Origin of the sequence: Streptomyces sp. NPDC052701 (assembly GCF_040678355.1) — a bacterium.
In the GTDB taxonomy this organism is placed as follows: Bacteria; Actinomycetota; Actinomycetes; order Streptomycetales; family Streptomycetaceae; genus Streptomyces.
Window position 1 is genome coordinate 297,639 of record NZ_JBFATO010000001.1, and the last position, 20,653, is coordinate 318,291.

The 20,653-nt window shown below is 74.4% G+C and carries 20 protein-coding genes; 13 read left to right on the forward strand and 7 right to left on the reverse strand.

The genetic code is table 11. The features are described 5' to 3' along the window. Positions 1-126: 126 nt before the first annotated feature. Entirely contained in the window at positions 127-954 is an 828-nt protein-coding gene (locus AB0L29_RS01200; RefSeq protein ID WP_365822010.1) for an SAM-dependent methyltransferase, read from the reverse strand. A 408-nt stretch (positions 955-1,362) separates the two neighbouring features. Here AB0L29_RS01200 and AB0L29_RS01205 point away from each other — a divergent pair, with 408 nt between their 5' ends. The 3 genes from AB0L29_RS01205 (at position 1,363) to AB0L29_RS01215 (ending at position 5,045) form a co-directional block, all read left to right on the forward strand. Next, positions 1,363-3,090, forward strand: a complete 1,728-nt coding sequence (locus AB0L29_RS01205) for a tetratricopeptide repeat protein (RefSeq protein WP_365822012.1) — start codon at positions 1,363-1,365, stop codon at positions 3,088-3,090. Positions 3,091-3,233: 143 nt separating this feature from the next. Then, positions 3,234-4,028, forward strand: a complete 795-nt coding sequence (locus tag AB0L29_RS01210) for an SDR family oxidoreductase (RefSeq protein ID WP_365822014.1) — start codon at positions 3,234-3,236, stop codon at positions 4,026-4,028. Between the two features lie 135 nt (positions 4,029-4,163). Further along, a complete protein-coding gene (locus AB0L29_RS01215; RefSeq protein WP_365822016.1) occupies positions 4,164-5,045 on the forward strand; it encodes a universal stress protein in 882 nt (293 codons plus the stop codon). A 292-nt stretch (positions 5,046-5,337) separates the two neighbouring features. Here AB0L29_RS01215 and AB0L29_RS01220 read toward each other — a convergent pair whose 3' ends face one another. Further along, positions 5,338-6,030: a GAF and ANTAR domain-containing protein gene (locus AB0L29_RS01220; protein ID WP_365822018.1), complete on the reverse strand. Its 693-nt coding sequence runs from the start codon at positions 6,028-6,030 to the stop codon at positions 5,338-5,340. Positions 6,031-6,369: 339 nt separating this feature from the next. On the opposite strand from AB0L29_RS01220, the gene AB0L29_RS01225 reads away from it, so the two are divergent. The 4 genes from AB0L29_RS01225 (at position 6,370) to AB0L29_RS01240 (ending at position 11,240) form a co-directional block, all read left to right on the forward strand. Further along, positions 6,370-7,842, forward strand: coding sequence for a Y4yA family PLP-dependent enzyme (locus AB0L29_RS01225; protein WP_365822020.1), 1,473 nt, complete (start codon positions 6,370-6,372; stop codon positions 7,840-7,842). Then, positions 7,839-9,158 carry a pyridoxal-phosphate dependent enzyme gene (locus tag AB0L29_RS01230; RefSeq protein WP_365822022.1) on the forward strand — a complete coding sequence of 440 codons (1,320 nt, stop codon included), beginning with the start codon at positions 7,839-7,841 and terminating at the stop codon, positions 9,156-9,158. Before AB0L29_RS01225 ends, AB0L29_RS01230 begins: the two co-directional genes overlap by 4 nt. A gap of 5 nt (positions 9,159-9,163) precedes the next feature. After that, complete coding sequence (locus AB0L29_RS01235) at positions 9,164-10,381, forward strand: aminotransferase class V-fold PLP-dependent enzyme (protein ID WP_365822023.1); 1,218 nt, start codon at positions 9,164-9,166, stop codon at positions 10,379-10,381. A 94-nt stretch (positions 10,382-10,475) separates the two neighbouring features. Further along, positions 10,476-11,240, forward strand: a complete 765-nt coding sequence (locus tag AB0L29_RS01240) for a class I SAM-dependent methyltransferase (protein WP_365822025.1) — start codon at positions 10,476-10,478, stop codon at positions 11,238-11,240. Positions 11,241-11,277: 37 nt separating this feature from the next. On the opposite strand, the gene AB0L29_RS01245 is transcribed toward AB0L29_RS01240, so the two are convergent. Further along, positions 11,278-11,607, reverse strand: a complete 330-nt coding sequence (locus AB0L29_RS01245) for an antibiotic biosynthesis monooxygenase (RefSeq protein WP_365822027.1) — start codon at positions 11,605-11,607, stop codon at positions 11,278-11,280. Positions 11,608-11,806: 199 nt separating this feature from the next. Between AB0L29_RS01245 and AB0L29_RS01250 the strand changes: the two genes are divergently transcribed. After that, positions 11,807-12,283 carry an SRPBCC family protein gene (locus AB0L29_RS01250; RefSeq protein WP_365822029.1) on the forward strand — a complete coding sequence of 159 codons (477 nt, stop codon included), beginning with the start codon at positions 11,807-11,809 and terminating at the stop codon, positions 12,281-12,283. A gap of 84 nt (positions 12,284-12,367) precedes the next feature. On the opposite strand, the gene AB0L29_RS01255 is transcribed toward AB0L29_RS01250, so the two are convergent. After that, positions 12,368-13,531 (reverse strand): S1 family peptidase, encoded by a 1,164-nt coding sequence (locus tag AB0L29_RS01255; protein ID WP_365822031.1) that lies wholly within the window; start codon positions 13,529-13,531, stop codon positions 12,368-12,370. 219 nt (positions 13,532-13,750) lie between these two features. Between AB0L29_RS01255 and AB0L29_RS01260 the strand changes: the two genes are divergently transcribed. The 4 genes from AB0L29_RS01260 (at position 13,751) to AB0L29_RS01275 (ending at position 16,663) form a co-directional block, all read left to right on the forward strand. Then, positions 13,751-13,978 carry a DUF2945 domain-containing protein gene (locus tag AB0L29_RS01260; RefSeq protein WP_365822033.1) on the forward strand — a complete coding sequence of 76 codons (228 nt, stop codon included), beginning with the start codon at positions 13,751-13,753 and terminating at the stop codon, positions 13,976-13,978. Between the two features lie 83 nt (positions 13,979-14,061). Continuing rightward, the gene (locus tag AB0L29_RS01265; protein ID WP_365822035.1) at positions 14,062-14,544 is read left to right on the forward strand and encodes an MSMEG_6728 family protein; all 483 of its coding nucleotides are present in this window, start codon (positions 14,062-14,064) and stop codon (positions 14,542-14,544) included. A gap of 224 nt (positions 14,545-14,768) precedes the next feature. Beyond that, a complete protein-coding gene (locus AB0L29_RS01270) occupies positions 14,769-15,599 on the forward strand; it encodes a PP2C family protein-serine/threonine phosphatase (protein ID WP_365822037.1) in 831 nt (276 codons plus the stop codon). Positions 15,600-15,658: 59 nt separating this feature from the next. Next, positions 15,659-16,663, forward strand: coding sequence for an MASE1 domain-containing protein (locus tag AB0L29_RS01275; protein WP_365822039.1), 1,005 nt, complete (start codon positions 15,659-15,661; stop codon positions 16,661-16,663). 145 nt (positions 16,664-16,808) lie between these two features. On the opposite strand, the gene AB0L29_RS01280 is transcribed toward AB0L29_RS01275, so the two are convergent. The 3 genes from AB0L29_RS01280 to AB0L29_RS01290 all read right to left on the reverse strand — a co-directional run bounded on the left by AB0L29_RS01280 (position 16,809) and on the right by AB0L29_RS01290 (position 19,359). Further along, positions 16,809-17,969, reverse strand: a complete 1,161-nt coding sequence (locus AB0L29_RS01280) for an oxygenase MpaB family protein (RefSeq protein ID WP_365822041.1) — start codon at positions 17,967-17,969, stop codon at positions 16,809-16,811. A gap of 69 nt (positions 17,970-18,038) precedes the next feature. Next, entirely contained in the window at positions 18,039-19,094 is a 1,056-nt protein-coding gene (locus AB0L29_RS01285; protein WP_365822043.1) for a polyprenyl synthetase family protein, read from the reverse strand. Next, positions 19,084-19,359: a polyprenyl synthetase gene (locus AB0L29_RS01290; protein WP_365822045.1), complete on the reverse strand. Its 276-nt coding sequence runs from the start codon at positions 19,357-19,359 to the stop codon at positions 19,084-19,086. Before AB0L29_RS01290 ends, AB0L29_RS01285 begins: the two co-directional genes overlap by 11 nt. A 258-nt stretch (positions 19,360-19,617) precedes the next feature. Here AB0L29_RS01290 and AB0L29_RS01295 point away from each other — a divergent pair, with 258 nt between their 5' ends. Continuing rightward, positions 19,618-20,511, forward strand: a complete 894-nt coding sequence (locus AB0L29_RS01295) for an oxygenase MpaB family protein (protein WP_365822047.1) — start codon at positions 19,618-19,620, stop codon at positions 20,509-20,511. The last annotated feature ends 142 nt before the right edge of the window (positions 20,512-20,653 follow it).

Sequence of the window (20,653 nt, forward strand, 5' to 3'; positions counted from 1 at the left end):
GCGGCGCCCCCCGCCGCGCGGCGCCCCCCCCCCCCGCGGCGCCCGCCCCCCCCCCCGCCGCCGCGCCGCCCCCCCCCCCCCCCCCCGGTCCGGCGCGGTTGGTGTGCCGGACGGGGCCGGCGTCGCTCAGCCCCGCGGCGGAATCCGTCCCACTCCGCCGAACTCGATCCATTCATGGGTGAGCTGACGGGGCACGACCTCCGTGTCCGGACGCCAGCCGGACACCTCCACGAGCCCGGGTTCGAGGATCTCCAGCCCCTCGAACAGCTCGGCGACGTCCTTCTCCTCGCGGACGCGGCCCCAGTGGCCCTGGGTCGCCTGGTCCATGAAGTTGGTGACGAAGTCGCGGACCTCGGGGTCCTCGCTGACCAGCTGGCACATCACCATGAAGCTGCCGGGCGCGAGCCGTTCCCGCACCCGGCGGGCCACCGCGAGCGGGCCGTCGGTGTCGCTGTCCGGGATGCAGTGGAACACCGAGTTGAACAGCACGCACACCGGCTGGGAGAAGTCGATCAGCCGCTGGGTCTCCGGGTGCCCGAATATCCCGTCGGTGTCGCGCAGGTCCGCCTGTATGACGACGGTGCGCTCGTCCTGCTCCAGCAGCGCACGGCCGTGGACCAGCACCATGGGGTCGCTGTCGACGTAGACGACGTGCGTGCTCGGGTCGATGCGCTGGGCGACCTGGTGCACGTTGTCCTGGGTGGGCAGCCCGGATCCGTGGTCGAGGAACTGCCGGATCCCGTACTCCTGGGTGAGGATCTTGACCACCCGCTGCAGGAAGCGCCGGTTGTTCAGGGCCAGACGGCGCGTGCTGGGCACGACCTTGTCGAGTTCCTCGCACGCCGCGCGGTCGGCGGCGTAGTTGTCCTTGCCGCCCAGGTAGTGGTCGTACATACGCGCGGCCGTCGGCACGCCGGCGTCGATCCGCGTGGACAGCTGCTTCTCGGTGGGCATCGTTCCCCCTGCTTGGCGCCGCGTCAACTGGACTGGCATGACAGGGAGTACATCCTAGGGAGCCGGACTCGGCAGGTGCCAGTCCATCGCGCGAGCAGACCCCGGCGAACGGCACGGCACGTCCGTTCCCCGGGCGGAGGCAGAGGCAGAGGCGGAGGCGGAGATGGAGGCGGAGGCGGGGACGGGCGAGCGGTTGCCGGGGCGCGTCCGGCGGCCGGTCCGTGCCGCCGGGCGGCCCGCGTCCGCCGCCACGCCCCCGCGTGATCCGCGCGCACTCCACGGCGCGCTTTCCGGCCGAGACCGAGTGGCGGAAAACTGTCAATCCGGTCATTCCCGGCGACATGCGCGAACCGACTATTCTCGTTCTTCACGGCCCCCGGAGGCATGCGTCGCGACGGGAGAAGACCCATGGACGACTACTACGACCTCGGCTCGTACACCCGTCCCGTGACGACGAGGTCCGCCGCGGCCCAGCTCTGGTTCGACCGCGGCCTGATGTGGACGTACGCGTTCAACCACGAGGAGGCGGTCGCCTGCTTCGAGAAGGCGGCCGAGGCCGATCCGGACTGCGCCATGGCCCACTGGGGCATCGCCTACGCCCTCGGCCCGAACTACAACAAGCCCTGGGAGGCCTTCGACGACGACGAGCGGGCCCGCACGGTGGAGCGCACCCACGCCGCGGTCGAACGGGCACACCACAGGGCCGTGCGCGGGACCCCCGTCGAACGGGCCCTCGTCGGCGCCCTGCGGGCCCGCTATCCGCAACCGCGGGCCGTCGAGGACTGCTCCGTCTGGAACGAGCCCTATGCCGCGTCCATGCGCGCGGTCCACGGCCTCGCACCCGACGACCCCGACATCGCCACGCTCTACGCCGACGCCCTCATGAACCTCACCCCGTGGCGGCTGTGGGACCTCAGGACCGGCCGGCCCGCCGAGGGCGCCCGGACGCCGGAGGCGAAGACCGTGCTGGACAGGGCCCTCGGCACGGACGCCGGGGCGCGGCACCCCGGGATCCTGCACCTGTACATCCACCTGATGGAGATGTCCCCGACGCCCGAGGCGGCGCTGCCCGTCGCCGACCGGCTGCGCGGGGCGGTGCCCGACGCGGGCCACCTCCACCACATGCCCTCGCACCTCGACGTGCTGTGCGGTGACTACCGCCGGGTGGTGTCCGACAACAGCCTCGCGATCGCCGCCGACGAGAAGTTCCACCAGCGGGCCGGCGCGATGAACTTCTACACCCTCTACCGCGCCCACAACCTCCACTTCAAGATCTACGGCGCCCTGTTCCTCGGCCAGTCGAAGGTCGCCCTGGACACCGCCGCGCAACTGGAGGCCGCCGTCCCCGAGGCGCTGCTGCGGGTGCAGAGCCCGCCGATGGCCGACTGGCTCGAAGGCTTCCTGGCCATGCGCGTCCACGTCCTGATCCGGTTCGGCCGCTGGGCGGACATCCTGGCCCTGCCCCTCCCGGCCGACCCGGAGCTCCACTGCGTCACCACCGCCATGCTCCACTACGCCCGCGGCGTCGCCCTCGCGGCGACCGGCCGGACCGACCGCGCGCGCACCGAGCGGGAGGTGTTCCGCGAGGCGGTGGACCGGGTTCCGGGGACGAGGATGCTGTTCAACAACACCTGCCGGGACGTCCTCGCCGTCGCGGCGGCCCTGCTGGACGGCGAACTCGCCTACCGCGAGGGCGACTTCGACACTGCCTTCGCCGCGCTGAAGAGGTCCGTCGCGCTGGACGACGGCCTCCCCTACGACGAGCCCTGGGGCTGGATGCAGCCCACCCGGCACGCCTACGGCGCGCTGCTGCTGGAGCAGGGCCGCGTCGAGGAGGCCGAGGCGGTCTACCGCGCGGACCTCGGCCTCGACGACACCCTGCCCCGCCCCCTGCAGCACCCCGGCAACGTCTGGGCCCTGCACGGATTCCACGAGTGCCTGCTGCGGACCGGCAGGACCGGCGAAGCCGCCATCGTGGCCCAGCAGCTCAAGCTGGCCACCGCGCTCGCGGACGTGCCGGTCCGGTCGTCCTGCTTCTGCCGCCTGGAAACCTCTCCCCGGCCGGCGGGTATCCCGTCCGGGGCGGCGGGCGCCCCTCGCCGGCCGGCCCCGCCGGAGGGCGGGCACTGCCACTGAGCCGGGGCTCCGGGCCCCGATCCCGATGATTGCGAAAGGCAGTTGCCTGCGCTTGCGGATTGTGCGCGTGTGCAACTAATTTGGTGCCGCCGGAGGAGGAACGGGTACCCGGCGCATCCGAGCACGCGAGAGGAACTGGGTGTATGCAGATCGATCTGAAGGGCCGCACGGCGCTCGTCACCGGATCCACGCAGGGCATCGGCGAGGCGATCGCCGCCGGTCTGGCCCGGGCCGGCGCCCGGGTGGCCGTCAACGGCCGTACGCCGGAGCGCGTGGAGGACAGTGCCGCCCGGCTGTCCCGGCAGGTGCCCGGGGCCGACCTCGTGCCGGTGGCCGCGGACGTGACCACCGAGGAGGGCGCCGACCGGGTGGCGCGGGCGGTGCCGGAGGTCGACATCCTCGTCAACAACCTCGGCATCTTCGGCGCCGCCGCCCCCCTGGAGATCAGCGACGAGGAGTGGCGGCGCTACTTCGAGGTGAACGTGCTGTCCGCCGTCCGTCTCACCCGCCTCTTCCTGCCGGGCATGACCGAGCGCGGCTGGGGGCGCATCCAGTACATCGCCAGCGACTCGGCGGTGGTGACCCCGGCCGAGATGATCCACTACGGCATGTCCAAGACGGCACTGCTCGCGGTGAGCCGCGGGTTCGCCAAGCAGGCGGCGGGCACCGGGGTCACGGTGAACTCCGTCATCGCCGGCCCCACCCACACCGCCGGCGTCGAGGACTTCGTCTACGAACTGGTGGACCGCGGCCTTCCCTGGGACGAGGCCCAGCGCGTCTTCATGCGCGAACACCGGCCGCAGTCCCTGCTCCAGCGCCTGATCGAACCGGAGGAGATCGCCAACATGGTGGTCTACCTCAGCTCCGAGCAGGCCTCGGCCACCACGGGAGGCGCACTGCGCGTCGACGGCGGTTACGTCGACTCCATCCTGCCGTGACCCCTCGCCCCGGGACGCCGTGACACGGTGACGCCCCACCGCCCTCGCACGCCGCCTCGCGGCCCGGGACAGGAGTCGGGGGGCCGCGGCACGGGAACCAGGGACTGCGGGGGCACAGGCGGAGGAGGCGCTGCCATGGCACACCCGGTCGTCGTCGGAGTGGACGGCTCGCCGGCCGCCCTGGACGCCGTGGAGATCGCGGCGCGCGAGGCCGCCCTGCGCGGCGTGGGACTGCGGCTGGTGCACGCCTTCGGGTGGCCGTCGCGGCACGGGCCGCCCGGCGGGCCACCGTGGCATCCGGCCGCGCCGGGGGTGCGCGAACTGCTGGACGGCACGCTGGGCGAGGCCGAGCGGCGGGCCCGCGCGGCGGCTCCGCGGCTGGAACTCGCACGGGAGGTCACCGTCGGCGAGCCGGTGACGGTGCTGGAGATCGAGTCGCGCACGGCCGCGCTCGTGGTGGTCGGCGGCCGCGGACCGAGCGCCTTCGGCAGCCGGCTGCTCGGCTCCACCGCCGTTCACCTGGTCGCCCACGCCCACTGCCCCGTCCTCGTGGTGCGCGGCAGGCCGGACCCGGCGGGCCCGGTGCTGCTGGCGGTGGACGGCTCGCCGGCGGCCCGGGGGGCCGTCGCCTTCGCCTTCACGGAGGCGGCGCTGCGCGGCGCGGAACTGCTGGCGCTGCACGCGTACACCTCCCGCACCGAACACCCCTACGCCGCACCGGCCGATCCGCCCTTCGTGACGTACGACGGGAACCGTCCGCGCGAGGAGGCGGAGCACGTCCTCGCCGAGGCCCTGGCCGGCCACCGGGAGCGGCACCCGGACGTCGCCGTGCGCCACCGGGCGGTCCGGGGCCGGGTGCGTGCCACCCTCGTCGAGGCGAGCTCCGAGGCCCAGCTGATCGTGGTGGGCGCACGGGGCCACGGAGGATTCACGGGCCTGCTGCTGGGCTCGGTCAGCCAGGCGGTGCTGCACCACGCGCACTGCCCCGTCACCGTGGTCCGCCACGACGGACCGTGACCGCGGCCCGCCCGGCCGCGGCCCCCGGACGGCGCCGGCGGCGGCAGCGGGGCAGGGGCGGCACAAGCGACAGCGACCGCCCCGCGCGGACTCGCCCGCCCGCGGCCGGCGGCCGGCCGGACGGTCGCTGACTTCGAGCGGTGCCGTGGCTGCGGTCCGAACCACGACACCTCACGGAGTCACTTCGCAGCAGCGGCCCCGCGTGCTCCCCGGGTACCCCTTTTCCAGGGCCGCCGCCCCGGAAAGGTGAACCCCGCACACAGTCTTCCGCCCCCGCGCGGGAGGCGGAGGGTCAGCCCTTCCCGGGCGTCCCGGAGAGGATCGTCCGCGCCACGTCCCGGAGCTTGACGTTGTGGTGCTGGGAGATGCGGCGCAGCACGTCGAACGCGTCCTCCTCGCCCAGACCGTGGCGCTCGCGCAGGATCCCCATGGCCTCGCCGATGGCATGCCGTGTCTCCAGCGCGTGCTCGAGCTGGTCCACCGTCCGGGCGCCGGCCAGGGCGACGGCCGCGTGCGAGGCGAGCAGCCAGCCGGCGGTCTCGCTCTCGGCGGTGAAGGCACCGGCGCTGTGGGAGTAGAGGTTCAGGGCGCCGAAGTCCTCCCGGCGGGTGTACAGCAGGAAGCCCATCATGCTCCCGATGCCCAGCTCCCGGGCGGCGGGCGCGAAACGGGGCCAGTCCCGCTGCGGCTGCGAGGTGTCGGCGATCCGGAACAGGCGCTCGCCGTTCGTGCGGCGAGCGGCGTCGAAGCAGGGGCCCTCGCAGAGCTCGCCCTGCAGCCGGTCGGACTCCCCGACCACGTCGCCGCAGGCGGACAGCGTGATGGTGCGCCCCCTGCTCAGGGCCAGGATGCCCGCCGCGTCGCATCCGTCGATCAGTTTGACGGCCGCGGCGGCGATCTCGTCCAGGGTGTCCTGCGTGGACTCCTGTGCCAGCAGGTGCCGGGCGAGCCGCGCCATCCGTTCGGCGAACTCGGACCACTCCATGCCCATCCACCGTCCCGCTCGTAGCACCGTTCCGCACGGGAGGGCACCCGGGTCCGATCGCCGGGACGCGCCCCGGGCCCGGGCGGCCCGGCCGCACCGCGCGGCCGGGTGCCGGCCCGCACACCGGCACGACCACCGTCCTTCGCAGCCTACTCCCCGGCCGTGGCCGCCGCCCCCGCCGCGCGTGACGCCGGCCGGCGCGCCGGCCCCGCCCCCCGGCCCCGTCACCGCAGGGCGTAAACCGACCGGGGGAAGGGAAGGGAGCTATACGGCGAACCGCGGGGAGTGGTCGGCCGTGCCCGGGATGCCGGGCCCGACAGGGTGGGGGAGGGGCGGGGTATGGGCGGGGAGCCCTTGTATCTCGAACCGCGGCTGGACGAAGGACCGCGCTCGCTGCTGGGGACTCCGGGGCTGCTCCACACGCTCGCCGACGCCCTCGGATCCCCCCTGCACGTGGTCCTGCCCGACCAGGTCGCCGCCAACCTGGCGCGGTTCCGGTCGGTGTACGGCAGACACCACCTGTCCGGCCAGGTCTTCTACGCGCACAAGGCCAACCGCTCCAGTGCGCTGCTGCGGCGGCTGGCCGCCACGGACGCCGGTGCGGACGTCGCCTCGCTGGGCGAACTGCAGCACGCGCTCGGCGCCGGTTTCACCGCCGACCGGATCGTGGCGACCGGTCCGAAGAACCCCGAGTTCCTGTGGCTGGCCGCCCGCACCTCGGTGACGGTCGGCGTCGACTCCCGGGACGAGCTGGAACAACTCGCCGCGCTGGTGCGCGCACACGCACTGCCGCGCGTCCGCGTCCTGCTGCGCTTGTCGGGGTTCGAGACACCCGGCGTCCGGGTGCTGAGCCGGCGCAGCCGCTTCGGGTCGCCCGTGCGGGAGCTGGCGCCGCTGCTGGACGCCGTCGAGCGGCACCGTGACGTGGCCGACCTGACGGGCGTGGCGTACCACCTGGACACGACGAGCCTCACCGAGAAGGCGGCGGCGTTCGAGGGCTGTCTGCGGGTGCTGGAGGAGTGCCGCAGCCGGGGGCTGCGGCCCCGGGCCGTGGACATCGGCGGAGGATTCGGCGTCGGCTACCTCGCCGACGGACAGCAGTGGGAGCGGTACACGACCGAGCTCACCGCCGCCGTCCTCGGCACACGCCCGCCGCTGACCTGGGGCGGATACGGCTACGGGCTGCGCGCCGAGGCCGGCACCCTGCGCGGCACGCTCGGTCTCTACCCGGCGCACCGGCCGGTCGCCGGCGCCCGCTACCTCGACGAACTGCTCGCGCACCCGGCCGCCTCGCTGGACGGCCGCCCCCTGGCAGCCTTGCTGCTGGAGCACCTGTACGACCTGTACGCCGAACCCGGCCGGGCGCTGCTGGACCAGTGCGGGCTGACCCTGGCGAAGGTGCTGGAGGTGCGCGAACAGGACGCCGGCGGGCCGCTGTGGGTGCGCCTGGCGGCCAAGGCCGACGACGTGGCGCTGGAGGAGCACGGCGTGCTCGTGGACCCCGTCGTCGTCCCGAGGGACACGGCAGGCGCCGGCGGCCGCGCACGGCCCGTGGCCGTCCACCTGTTCGGCGCCCTGTGCCTGGAGACCGACCTGATCACGCGGCGCACGGTCTTCCTGCCCCGCCGCCCCGTGCCCGGTGACCTGCTGGCCTTCGCGAACACCGCCGGCTACTGCATGGACTTCCACGCCACACGCGCCCAGCACCAGCCCGCCGCGCGCAAGGTCGCCGCCTGGCGGGAGGCCGGCACCTGGCGCTGGTGCCTGGACGATCAGTACTGGCCGATCACATCTGCCGGGGAGGCGCAGTGAGGTACGACAGCATCACCGAGGCGATCGGCAACACCCCGCTGGTACGCATCGACCCGGCCGTCCACGGCCTGCGCCACATCGACCTGTACGCCAAGCTCGAGCTGCTCAACCCGTTCGGCTCCGTCAAGGACCGGGCCGCCTGGAACATGGCGCGCCCCCACCTGGCCGCGGCGGCCGAGACCGGCAGCCAGGTCGTGGAGCTGTCCAGCGGCAACACCGCCAAGGCCCTGGCCGTCCTGGCGGGCATGCACGGCCTGACCTTCAAGAGCGTCACCAACCGGATGCGGGTGCCGGAGATCAAGGACCTGCTGCTGCTGCTCGGCGCGGAGATCGAGGAACTGCCCGGTCAGAGCGAGTGCCTGGACCCGACCGCCACCGACGACCCGCTGACCCTCTTCCACCGGGCGCTGTCCGAACCGGGCGGCGCCTACCTGCACACCGACCAGTACTTCAACCCGCGCAACACCGAGGCCCACCTGACCGGCACCGGACCGGAGATCGTCAAGGACCTCGACGGCCGGGCCCCGGACTGGTTCATCGCGTGCGTGGGCACCGCCGGTTCCTCGACGGGCGTCGCGCGCGTCCTGCGCGAACACGACCCGGCCGTACGGGTCGTCGGGCTGGTCGCCGCCAAGTCCGACTTCATCCCCGGCATCCGCACCATCGACGAGGCGCGCGAGGTGGGCCTGTTCGACCCGGACACCTACGACACGATCGAGGCGGTGGGCGCCGACGACGCGATCGAGGGGATGCTGACCCTGAACCGCCGCTGCGGCATCCTGGCCGGACCCACCGGAGGGGCCGCCTACTTCGGCGCCGTCCGCCGGCTGCGCGAGGCCGACGCGGAGTCGACGCGGCGCCGGACAGCCGTCTTCATCGTGTGCGACCGCGTGGAGAGCTACCTGAGCTACGTCCGCCGGCGGCGCCCCGACCTGTTCGGCCGGCCCCAGCGCCGCGACTCCCCGGCCGACGTGTCCGACGCCGAGATGCGCGAGGCCCCCTGTCTCGACGTGGCCGACGCCCGGGCGTGGATCGCCACCGGCCGGCCGCTCGTGGTCGACCTGCGCAGCCCCTTCGCCTACGCCGCCCTGCACATCGACGGATCGGTCAACATCGTCGACGAGCTCTTCGAGGAACTCCTGCGCGGCGGGCTGCCCTTCAGCCGCAGCCGCCCCGTCCTGCTGGTCTGCCCGGTGGGCGAGAAGTCCGCCCGCTACGCGGCACTGCTGACCCGGATGGGGCACCCGGACGTCCGCAGCCTGGCCGGCGGCGTCATCGCCTGGCGCGACGCGGGCGCGCCCCTGGTGCGGGAGTGACCGGCATGACCTCACCCGGGATCCGCGCCCAGGGCCGCGCCGCCGTCGACGAGCTGAGGGAATGGCAGCGGGGGCTGCGCGCCCAGTTCCCCATCATCACCGGCCGGCCGGAGCTGGCCTACCTGGACAGCGCGGCCACCGCCCAGAAGCCGCAGGCCGTGCTCGACGCCGTCCACACCTACCTCACCACGACCAACGCCAACGCCGGACGCGGCACGTACACCTGGGCCAACCGCACCACGGACCTGGTCGAACAGGCCCGTGACCGGATCAAGCGGTTCCTGGGCGACCCGGCCCCGGACCGGTCGGCCGTGCACTTCACCAGCGGCACCACCGAGGGCCTGCGCACCATCGCCCGCGACTGGCTCCCGGCGTTCCTGGAGGACGGCGACGAGATCGTCGTCCCGGTCGCCGACCACCGGGCCAACATCGAACCCTGGCTGGAGGCCCGGCAACTGCTGGCCCGCCAGGGCGTGCACGTGCACGTCCGCCCGATGCCGTACCAGCGGGGCTCCGGCGACTACGACCACACCGCCCTGGCGGACCGTGCCGGAGCGCGCACCCGGTTCGTCGCCGTCACCCACGTCCACCACGTCTACGGCGGCGACATGAACGTCCACCGCATCCGCCGGGCCGTCGGCCCGGACGCGGTGATCTGCCTGGACGCCGCCCAGAGCGTCGGTCACCTGCCGGTGTCCGCGGCCGAGCTGGACGTGGACTTCGTCGTCTTCTCCGGGCACAAGGCGATGGCCCTGCCCGGCACCGGCGCCGTGTGGGCCCGCCAGGCGCGCGGTCCTGCGTTCGCCCCCGGCGGCTGGTCGGGCACCCCCAACACCGTCGGCATCGCCTCCCTGGCCACGGCGCTGGACTGGCTGGACGCCGCCGGCACCGAGCGCATCGAACGGTGGACGGTCGCCCTGGCGGCCCGGCTCACCGACCGGCTGCGCCACCTGGACGGCTACGAGATCCTCGGCTGCCGCGCGAGCCTGGCCGCGGACTCACCCGTACCGCACCGCCGGGGCATCGTCACCTTCCGGCACCGCGACATCCCTTCGGGCGACCTCGGCTTCGTCCTCTTCGACCACGGCTTCATGGTCCGCTCCGACAGCCACTGCCAGGGCGGCGCGGGGGAGAAGACCGACTCCGTACGGGTGAGCCTGCACGTCTACAACACCGTCGAGGAGATCGACCGGCTGCTGGCCGTTCTCGCCACGATGACCTGACCGGGCGAGCAAGAGGGGAATGGGAACCGTTTCCACCTGTAAGGTCTGTGCCGGAAGCGGCAACCGGCACGAGACGGCGAGGTGGCACGACCGGATGGGGCTGAGCCTGGAGACGGCCGAGCGGTGGGTGACGCGCTGGGAACGCCAGCAACAGCGGTACGCCGTCGACCGCGAGGAGCGCTTCACGGTGATCGCCGACATCGTCGAGCACATCACCGCGGGCCGCACGGCCAGGCCCCTGGTCGTGGACCTCGGCTGCGGACCCGGATCGCTGGCGGCCCGGCTGGCCCGGCGGCTGCCGGACGCCGACATCGTGGCCGTGGACCGCGACCCGCTGCTGCTCGAACTCGCCCGCACCCACCACGCGGACGCGGCCCGCTACGTCGACGCGGTGATCGGCGAGACCGGCTGGACCGGAGCCCTCGGCCTCGACCGCCCGCTGGACGCGGCCGTGTCCACGACGGCGCTGCACTACCTCGGCGCGGACGCGCTGCACCGCACCTACCGGGAGCTCGCCGCGCTGCTGCGGCCCGGCGGCGTCCTCGTCAACGGTGACCACCTCCCGCAGGACGCCCCCGTGCTCGCCGAGGTCTGCCGGTACGTCGGCCGCCGCCACGCCGAGCGGCGGCGGGTCTTCGCCCACGAGGACTGGGCCTCCTGGTGGACGGCGGCGGCGAGGGACCCCGAACTGGCCGACCTCCTCGCCGAACGCCGCCACCGGCAGCCGGCGGCCGGCTCGGACGGCGCCGCCGGGCTGTCGCTGTCCGAGCACGTGGGGCTGCTGCGGCGGGCCGGTTTCGCACAGGCCGGCGCCGTCTGGCAGTACGGCGACAGCTGCGTCGTCGTCGCCGTCCGCTGACCCGGTCCTCCGCTGCCTCCCGGCGGGGCGCCGCCCGCTAGGCGTTCTTCGGGCCCGCCTGCTGGACGACCTCGAAGGACCACAGCGTGGACCCGCTCGCCGCCGGCCTGGGACGGTCGCCGCCGTCCGCGCCACCGCCCTGGTGGGCGGCCTTCATGGGGCCCTCCATCCAGGCCTGGAAGGACTCCTCGTCGCGCCAGCGCGTGTAGACGAGGTAGGTGTCGGTGCCCTCGACCGGCCGCAGGAGCTCGAACCACTCGAATCCGTCGGAGCTCTCCACGGCGTGGGCACGGGAGGCGAAGCGCTTCTCCAGCGTCTCCCGCTGCTCGGCGGGAACGGTCAGTACGTTGATCTTGACTACGCTCATGGCCCCATCCTGCCGCACGTCCACCGGTGGGCGGCGAGCGGCTCGTGGGGGACCGCCCGCGGCCCTCGCGCGCCGGAGCCGGGGCACGAGAACGCGCGGTCGTGAACCGGGCCACCCCGGGTACTCGTCGCCCCGGGCCCGAAGCGCCCGTGGGCCGAGAGGCCTCCCGCAGTCGACCGGTGAATACGGAGACACGCAGATGAGCACGGTCAAGGAAACGGTGGAAGTCGACGTCCCCGTCCACACCGCCTACAACCAGTGGACGCAGTTCGAGGACTTCCCCCAGTTCATGGAAGGCGTCGAGGAGGTCAGGCAGCTGGACGACCGCCACAACCACTGGATCACCAAGATCGGCGGAGTCCGGCGGGAGTTCGACACCGAGATCGTCGACCAGCTCCCCGACGAACGCATCACCTGGCGCACCACCTCCGGCGACACCCATCAGAAGGGCACCGTCCGCTTCGAGCGCGTGGACGACACGCACACCCGGGTGGAGCTCGTGATGGACGTCGAGCCCAGCGGAGCCGTGGAGAAGGCCGCGGACATGCTCGGCACGATCGACCGGCGCGTCAAGGGCGACATGAGGCGCTTCAAGCAGTACATCGAGGAGCACGGCGGCGAGTCCGGAGCCTGGCGCGGACGCATCCGGCCGGGTGGCACCGGACCCTCCCTCTGACACCGCGACCGTTGCCCGGCCGCCCCCGGCGGCCGGGCAACGGAGGGCCCGCCGGAGACCGGCGGGCCCCGCGCACGACCCCGCTCAGGCGGTGTGGAGGGTCAGTCCGTAGCGGTTGAGGATCTCGTTGACGGGCTGGAACCAGGTCTCGCCGCCGCTCGAGCAGTTGCCCCAGCCGCCGGAGGTGACCCCCTGCGCCTGGTCGCCGCTGATGAACGAGCCGCCGGAGTCACCGGGTTCGGCGCAGACGCTGGTCTTGGTCATCTGGTGCACCGCGCCCTCGCTGTAGTTGACCGTCTCGTTCTTGGCCAGCACGGTGCCGCAGTGCCAGTGCGTGGTGGAGCCGGAGCGGCAGATCGAGGCGCCGACCGGCGCCTCGGCCGATCCCCGGACGAGCTGGTCCGGGACCGTGCCCCAGCCGAGCACGACCGGCACCGTCCACCAGCCGCTGCCCACGCTGACCCACGCGTAGTCGTTGTCCGGGAACGACGAGCCCTGGAACGTCCCGATGTAGGAGCGGTCCCAGCCGCTCACCCCGGCGCCGGCCCGGCCGCAGTGGCCGGCGGTGACGAACCCGCCGTGCACCGAGAAGCCGATGGAGCAGCGGACGTTGCCCGTGTAGTAGGGGTCGCCGCCGACCGTCCCGGCGGCGAAGGTCCGCGGGGCGGCGGGTGCCGTGCGGACGGTGACCGGCCCTGCCTCCCGGGCCTTGGTGAGGAACTTCTTGACATCGGTGTCCGCGCGCTTGTCGCGGACGACGTTCACCACCACCGTGTTGGCGGCCGGGTCGACGTGCCAGCTGCTGACGCCCCGCGGCGCACGCAGGCGGTCGATGCGCGCCTTGGCCGCGTCGAGGTGGCGCGCGCTGTGCTCGGCGGTGCGGACGTGCGCGCCGGTGGAGCGCACGGCGCGGACCGTCGCGGCCCCGGCGTCCTTGGTGACGGCCACGGTCAGCTTCCCGCTCCCGGCGTCGAACCACGAGCCGGCGTAGGAGGCCCCGGCGGCCCGGCGTGCCTCGGACTCGATGCCGGCGGCCCGCTGCTCGGCGGCCAGCCGGGCTTCGGCCTGGGACCGTGACAGGCCCAGGTCCCGCTGCATCGCCTGCAGCAGGCCGGGGGAGGCGGGTGCGGACGCGGTGGAGCCCGGGGAGGGCTCGTGTGCCGCGGCCGGCAGGGTGCCGGCGGCGGTCCAGCTGCCGAGCAGGAGGAGGGCGGCCACGCCGGCGTGCGCGAGTTTGGTGCGTCTCATGGGAGTTGACCCTTCGTCGTTCCCGTGGTGGGGGTGGAACAACCGTGATCTGAGAGCGCTCTCATCGGAGCGGGGCAGAGCCTAGCGGCGTTGGTATGTCAGGTCCATACCAAAGAGCGGATCGTCCTCGGCTCCGCGGGCCGGTCTAGGAGATGCCCTAACACTCGGGAGAGGGCACCGTGGAAGAAACGGGCAGCCGAGCGGTGGGGAGCGGAACCGATGGCGAAGGACGGCGGGAAGCCCCAGGAGTTCCACGAGGGCGACCGGGTCGCCTGGAAGAGCCACGGCGGTGAGGCCGAGGGCCGGGTGGAGAAGAAGATCACCGAGCGCACGGAGGTGGCCGGCCGGACGGTGGACGCCTCACCGGAGGACCCCCAATACCAGGTGCGCAGCGAGAAATCCGGCAAGTCCGCCGTGCACAAGCCGTCCGCCCTGCGGAGGAAGTGACGCGGACGTGACCGGCGGCGTACGGCGCGCCCGGACGAGGAGACGCGGGGGCGTGCCGGGCCCCGCCCGGAACGGACGGGACGATGCAGACCTTCCTGCCCTACGCCGACTTCACGCGGTCGGCCGCGGTGCTCGACCGGCGCCGGCTGGGCAAGCAGCGGGTGGAGGCGCTGCAGGTCCTCAGGGGGCTGATCGTGCCCGGCTACGGGTGGCGCCACCACCCGGCCGTCCGCATGTGGGCGGGGTACGAGGAGGCGCTCGTCCGGTACGGGCTGGACGTCTGCCGGGTGTGGCGGGAACGCGGCCACCAGGACAGCTGCGCGGCCACCCTCGTCGCCGACCTGGCGGCGTTCCGCCCGGGTCCGGTGCGCGGCCAGCGGGAGCTGGAGGCCGCCGGGGAGCTCCCGCCCTGGCTGGGGGACGACGCGCTGCACCGCAGCCACCAGTCCGCACTGGTGCGCAAGGACCCGGACGCGTACGCGCCCCTGTTCCCCGGCGTGCCGGACGACCTGCCGTACGTCTGGCCGGCGTCCGACCGCGGCTCGGCCGCGCGTGCCGACGGGTGACCTCCCCGGACGGCCGGGCCACGGGGTGCGGGGCGCCGCCCGGCCCGCCTGCCGCCCGGCCCGCCTGCCGACCCGCCCGCCGGCCGTCTCCCGCCCGTCTTCCGTCCGTGGCGGCCCGCGCGCCCGCGCCGGACCCGCCACGCTCCCCATGCGCCGATATGTCACTCAAAGATAGAATTCTGGGATTTGAGGTGGAAAGGTCTATCGGTCTGCCGGAGTGATCGATGTCCCGCAAGCGCCCGACCGACGACGGCGACGAACTGCTCGCCCGGCTCGGCGAGCTGACCGCGCAGGCCCGGGAGCGCGCGGAGCTGCAGCGGTCACGGGTCGAGCTGGCCGTCGCCCTGCAGCGCGGCATGCTGCCCGCGAGCCTGCCGGCGGCCCGCCGCTTCCGCCTGGCCGTCGAGTACGCGCCGGCCTGCCACGGTCTGAGCGTGGGGGGCGACTGGTACGACGCCTTCACGATGCCCGACGGCTGCATCGGACTGTCCATCGGCGACGTCCAGGGCCACAACATCGAGGCGGCCGCCTTCATGGGCCAGGTCCGCGTCGGACTGCGCGCCCTCGCCTCCGTCACCAGCGAGCCGGGCGAACTCCTCGCCCGCACCAATGACCTGCTGCTGTCCCTGGGCACCGACCTGTTCGCCACCTGCACCTTCGTCCGGCTCGACCCGTCGACCGGAGTGCTGGAGAGCGCCAGGGCCGGGCACATACCCCTCGTCTGGGCCACCGCGGACGGCCGGTCCGGCCTCGTCGAGGACGACGGCGGGCCGCCCCTCGGGATCCTGGCCGGGACCGAGTACCCGGTGGCCCGGCACCGGCTCGCGGCGGGCGACGTGTTCGTCCTGGTCACCGACGGTGTGGTGGAGGGCCCCGCGCTGAGTCTCGACGAGGGACTCGACCAGGTGGTGCGGCTCGCGGGCGTCGCCGCCGTCGCAGGCCTGGAGGCGTCCGCACTGGCCACCGCGGTGATCAAGGGCGCCGAGCGGGTGGGGCACGCCGACGACGCCGCCGTGCTGGTCGTCGGCCACGACGGGACCGGCACTCAGTCGTAAGGCCGGATGCGGCCCCGTTCGCCTCGCCGATCGAGCGGCGCCGGTGTCTGATGGCTGCTGTGGTGCGTACCGAGGATCTGCGTCGAGCGGCCGTCCACGGCCTCCAGACGCTGGCCGTCGCCGCCTGCTACTACGCGGCGGGACGGCTGGGGCTCCTGCGGCCGCTCGTGGTCGGGGATGCGGTCTTCACGCCCATCTGGCCGCCCACCGGCGTGGCGGTCGCCGCGCTGTTCGTCCTCGGACTGCGCGCCTGGCCGGGCATCGCGCTCGGCGCCCTCCTCGTCGTCATGTCCCTCACCTCGCTGCGGCCCGTCGTGCTCGGCAACGTGGCCGGCAACACCGCGGCCCCCGTCTGCGCCTACCTCATGCTGCGCAGGGCGGGGTTCCGCACCGGCCTGAGCCGCTTACGGGACGGCCTGGCACTGGTGTTCCTGGGGGCCCTGGCCGCGATGCTGATCAGCGCGACGGTCGGGGTCGGCCTCCTCGTCCTCACGGGCCGACTCGGCACGGACGGCTTCTGGCCGGTCTGGCTGGCGTGGTGGGTGGGCGACGCGATGGGAGTCCTGCTCGTCGCCCCCGCCCTGTTCCTGCTGCGGGAGGCGCGCCGGCCGCCGAGCCTGGCCCGGTGGCCCGAGGCCCTGGCCCTGGCCCTCGTGGCCACGGTCCTCCTCCCCCTGGCCACGCGCAGCCCCATCAGCCTGCTGTACCTCGTCTACCCCCTGCTGATCTGGGCGGCGTTGCGCTTCCAGCTCGCGGGCAGTGTGCTGTGCGCCCTCTTCGCCTCCGTCCTGGCCACCCTCGCGGCCACGGACGGCGTGGGCCCGTTCGCGGGGCTGACGCGTGTCGAGGTGATGGTCAAACTGCAGACCTTCAACGGCTCGATGGCCCTGACCGCCCTGCTCCTGTCGGCCGTGATCATCGAGCAGCACCACACCCGGCGTTCCGTGGAACGGGCCTGCCAGGAACTGGTGGAGGTCCTGGAACACCTCACCGCGGGGGAGGCCCCGCCCGACCGGGCACCGGCGGACGGCGACGGACCGCCGGGGCGGCACGAGGGGCGCTGACCCGCCGCCCCTCCTGGTGGACCCGCCGCCCCTCCCGGCGCGGGACGTCCGCACCGGGGACGGCGCGGGCCCCGGGCCGCGGCGGCGGGCGGTGCGGCCCGCCCGGCGGCAGGCGGTGGCCGGACCGGCCGCGGCGGCCGCGCGGTCAGCCGACCGTGGGCGCCGGCGGGGTCCACCGGCGGGAGCGGGGGACGGTGCCCGGGACGCCGAAGTCCTTCTTGAGCTGTTCGGGGATGGCGTAGTGCATGACGCGTCCACGGGTGAGGGAGGACAGTTCCAGGACGGTGGTGAGGTGGCCCAGGCGGTCCAGGGCCCAGGCGCCGAGCGGGGAGCGGTCCTCGATGTCCTCCAGGACGCCCAGCAGGCGGGGGACGGCCCTGACGAGCGTGTCCCACGGGGTGCGGGGGACCTCGAGCCAGTCGGCGCAGGTGTCGCCGACGAGGTGGCGGATCAGGGCGGAGACGACCGGATCGAAGAAGGTGCCCGGGACGACCTCCTCGTAGAGGTCGATGAGCTGCCGGGTCAGGTGGGCGCCCTCCGGGGACGGGCCCATGTGCCGGATCATGTACAGGTCCAGGAACCGGCGCGCGTCCTCCAGGGTCGCGGGCACGGCGTCCTGGTCGACGCCGAGCATCGCGCCCACCACCCGCCAGGCGTAGAAGTACGCCCGCGCGCCCTCGGCGCTCATGTGGACGCCCAGCCGGTGCAGGCTGTCCAGGACCAGCAGGGAGAAGAACATCTGCCCGCCGATCATGTCCTCCTGGCAGATCGGCACGCCCAGCGCCCCGGTGTCCCAGAGGTTCTCGCGCCGGAGGTGGTGGCGGATGGAGGCGTGCAGCAGGCGGACCTTCTGGGCGGCCGGGATGAACCGGCTGCCGGCCTCGAACGCGTCGGGCCGCATGAGGTGGACGGTGAACTGCCCCGTCTCCGCCATGCGCTTGGAGGGGTACGCGAGGCCGTGCGTCGCCGACAGCAGCCGCGCCACGTGGGGGACGACGTAGCAGGCGGGCATGGCGGCGAAGGACAGGGCGGTGGAGATGTGCACGTTGTTGTCGAGGAAGAACAGCCGGGCGCGCTCCATCTCCCCCCAGTCCACCCAGGACGGTGGTGCGGAGGTCAGCCGGAGGTATTCACGGGCGGCGTCCGGCAGCCCGTCCGGCAGGGGGGCGCCGGCGGTGGAGACGTACCGCATCAGGGTGTTGAACGTGCCCACCTCCCCGCGCTCGAAGAGGGTGGCCACGGTGGCGTCGGCGAGGTCGTCACCGGCCTGCCGCAACGCGTCCATCGACGCCTCGGTGCAGCTCATCACAGGGCTCCTTGTCTCCACGGCGTGTGCGGCGGGAGGCGGCACGGCCACCGTGCCGCCGGGGCGGGGTCAGTGCCGGCGGACCGCCGCCGAGTGCGCCAGCGCGGTCAGGGCCGCGGCGGCGTGCGCGGGCACGTCCAGCCCGTCGAGGGCGTCCAGGGCCTGCTCGACCCGGGCGGCGACCATGCCCTCGATCCGGTCGGGTGTCTTGAGCCCGCGCATGACGTCCCGCACCGCCCGCAGGCCCTCCTCGTCCAGGTCGCGCCGTCCCAGCAGGGCCCGCAGCCGGTCCCTCGTCTCGTCGTCGGCGAGGCGCCACGTCTCCGCCAGCAGGGCGGTGGGCCGCCGGCCGCGCAGGTCGTCGAGGTTGGCCTTCCCGGTCCGCTCCGGGTCCCCGAACAGGCCGAGCAGGTCGTCCCGCAGCTGGAACGCCTCGCCCAGCGGCAGCCCGTAGGCCGAGTAGCCCTCGCGCAGCCGCTCGCCGGCACCGGCCAGGGCCCCGCCGATGAGCAGCGGGTGCTCGACGGTGTACTTGGCGGTCTTGTACCGGATCACCTTCAGCGACGCCGACAGGTCCGGGACGGTGCCGGTGCGCAGGATCTCCAGGCACTCGCCGGCGACCAGCTCGCGGGCCAGCGCGGCCCACCACGGGCGGGCCCGGCCGAGGTAGGCGGCGGGCAGGCCACTGGTGACGAACAGCTGACCGGCCAGCGACATCAGCAGATCGCCCACCAGCATGGCCAGGGACCGGGCCGCCGCGGCGGCGCGCGGGCGGCGCCCCAGCGCGCCGCGCAGGGCGACATGGGCCGTGGGCCGGCCGTGCCGGAGCGGACTGTCGTCGATGAGGTCGTCGTGGACGACGGCGGCGGCGTGCACCAGCTCCATGGCGGCCGCGGCGCGCACCAGGGCGTCACTGTCCGGCTGGCCCACCGCGCGCCAGCCCCAGTAGCAGAACGCCGCCCGCAGCCGCTTGCCGTCGGCGACCACCGCTTCCGTCTGCCGCGCCACCGGAGCCAGGTCCTCGTCGACCGCCACCAGCCGGTCGGCCTCCCCGGCGACGAAGTGGCGCAGCACCTCGTCGACACGGCGCTTGAACGCGGCCGCGTCCCACCGCTCAGGCGTCATCGCCGGCCCGCCGCGCCAGGGCGTGCCGGGCGAGGACCTCCAGGTGGGCGGGTGCGGCCGCGTGCCGGTCGAGCACCAGGCGCCCGCGTGCCATCAGGTCCTGCCCGGCCTGCGCCGCCAGCTCCGCCGTGTCCGGTCGGCGCAGCAGTGCGCGCACCGCCCCCACGGCCGAGCCCAGCGTGCCGAACGCCAGGTCGGCCAGCCCCGCCGCCAGTGCGACGGCCTGTTCCTCCAGGCCTCCGCGATCTCCGTGCTGCCCTGTCATCGCGTTCCCCCTCCCCGCGCACCCGGGCGGCGCCGGTCGTACGCCGCCGTCCCGAGCATGGCGGCGCGGCACGGGAAAGAGCGGAGGAAGCCACCGACGAGTGAAGGGTTCGCCGGTATGTGCGAATCGCGCCGCCGGGCGGCCCGGGACCCGGCCGTCCCCGGCGCGACCGGGTCGCCGGAACGCCTCCGGACGGGGAACCTGGGCAGAAGCAGGTGTGGGAACGCGACCGGTCGTGGCACGGGCCAGGAGGACGCGATGGCGACGAGACTTCTCCCCGGACTTCTCCCGGACGGCGGTGCCTGGCTGCGCGACCGGCTCGGCAGGGCGATCTTCACCCGGGTGGCGGGGCCGCAGGGCCCGGACAACCGCGCCCGCATCCACGGCGCGCCCGGCCCGCGCTGGTTCGGCCCGGACCGGCCCGTCCGGCGCGTGCACGGGGACGCCGCGATGTTCATCGGCGGTCTGTCGGCCCTGCTGCTGCAGTCGCTCCACCCCCTCGCCATGGCCGCCGTGGCCGGGCACTCGGGGTTCCGCGGGGACCCCTGGGGCCGGTTGCAGCGGACCAGCACCTTCCTGGCCGTCACCACCTACGGGCCGGCCGAGGGCGCCGAGGAGGCCTGCGCCCGGGTACGCGCCGTCCACGACACGGTGCGCGGCACGAGCCCCGACGGGCGTGCCTACTCCGCCGCCGACCCCCACCTGCTGTGCTGGGTGCACATCGCGGAGGTCGACAGCTTCCTGCGCGCCCACCAGCGCTACGGGGCCCGCCCCCTGGACGACGAGGAGTGCGACGGCTACGTGGCCGACATGGCGCGCGTCGCCACCGCGCTCGGCGTCCCCGACCCGCCGACGAACCGCGCCGGACTCGCCGCGCGACTGGCCGCCTACCGCGGCGAGCTGCGGGCCACCGCCGAGGCGCGCGGCGCGGCCCGCTTCCTGGTGCTGAACCCGCCCGTCCCGCTCGTCGCCCGCCTTCCGTACGGGATCGTCGCCGCCAACGCCGTCTCCCTGCTGCCGGTGTGGGCCTCACGCGCGCTGTGGCTGCCCCGGGTCCCGCCGGCCGAGGACCTGTGCGTCCGTCCGCTCGGCACGGCGGTGACCGCGGGCATCCGCTGGGCGCTGACACCGCCGTCTCGCGACGCGGTCTGACCCCGGCGCGGGCAGCGGCGGCCCGGGCCCGGCTGCCCGCGGGCCGGAGGACCGCTGCCGCGGCCGGCGGACCGGGGCGCCGCGGGTGCGCCGGTCCGCCGGCCGCGGACGTCCCGGTCGCCGGACCCGCGGACCCGTGCCG

Coding starts and splice junctions, on each gene's coding strand:
- AB0L29_RS01200 (WP_365822010.1), bottom strand. CDS start 954: ATGCCCACCGAGAAGCAGCTGTCCACGCGGATCGACGCCGGCGTGCCG.
- AB0L29_RS01205 (WP_365822012.1), top strand. CDS start 1,363: ATGGACGACTACTACGACCTCGGCTCGTACACCCGTCCCGTGACGACG.
- AB0L29_RS01210 (WP_365822014.1), top strand. CDS start 3,234: ATGCAGATCGATCTGAAGGGCCGCACGGCGCTCGTCACCGGATCCACG.
- AB0L29_RS01215 (WP_365822016.1), top strand. CDS start 4,164: ATGGCACACCCGGTCGTCGTCGGAGTGGACGGCTCGCCGGCCGCCCTG.
- AB0L29_RS01220 (WP_365822018.1), bottom strand. CDS start 6,030: ATGGAGTGGTCCGAGTTCGCCGAACGGATGGCGCGGCTCGCCCGGCAC.
- AB0L29_RS01225 (WP_365822020.1), top strand. CDS start 6,370: ATGGGCGGGGAGCCCTTGTATCTCGAACCGCGGCTGGACGAAGGACCG.
- AB0L29_RS01235 (WP_365822023.1), top strand. CDS start 9,164: ATGACCTCACCCGGGATCCGCGCCCAGGGCCGCGCCGCCGTCGACGAG.
- AB0L29_RS01240 (WP_365822025.1), top strand. CDS start 10,476: ATGGGGCTGAGCCTGGAGACGGCCGAGCGGTGGGTGACGCGCTGGGAA.
- AB0L29_RS01245 (WP_365822027.1), bottom strand. CDS start 11,607: ATGAGCGTAGTCAAGATCAACGTACTGACCGTTCCCGCCGAGCAGCGG.
- AB0L29_RS01250 (WP_365822029.1), top strand. CDS start 11,807: ATGAGCACGGTCAAGGAAACGGTGGAAGTCGACGTCCCCGTCCACACC.
- AB0L29_RS01255 (WP_365822031.1), bottom strand. CDS start 13,531: ATGAGACGCACCAAACTCGCGCACGCCGGCGTGGCCGCCCTCCTCCTG.
- AB0L29_RS01260 (WP_365822033.1), top strand. CDS start 13,751: ATGGCGAAGGACGGCGGGAAGCCCCAGGAGTTCCACGAGGGCGACCGG.
- AB0L29_RS01265 (WP_365822035.1), top strand. CDS start 14,062: ATGCAGACCTTCCTGCCCTACGCCGACTTCACGCGGTCGGCCGCGGTG.
- AB0L29_RS01270 (WP_365822037.1), top strand. CDS start 14,769: ATGTCCCGCAAGCGCCCGACCGACGACGGCGACGAACTGCTCGCCCGG.
- AB0L29_RS01280 (WP_365822041.1), bottom strand. CDS start 17,969: ATGAGCTGCACCGAGGCGTCGATGGACGCGTTGCGGCAGGCCGGTGAC.
- AB0L29_RS01285 (WP_365822043.1), bottom strand. CDS start 19,094: ATGACGCCTGAGCGGTGGGACGCGGCCGCGTTCAAGCGCCGTGTCGAC.
- AB0L29_RS01290 (WP_365822045.1), bottom strand. CDS start 19,359: ATGACAGGGCAGCACGGAGATCGCGGAGGCCTGGAGGAACAGGCCGTC.
- AB0L29_RS01295 (WP_365822047.1), top strand. CDS start 19,618: ATGGCGACGAGACTTCTCCCCGGACTTCTCCCGGACGGCGGTGCCTGG.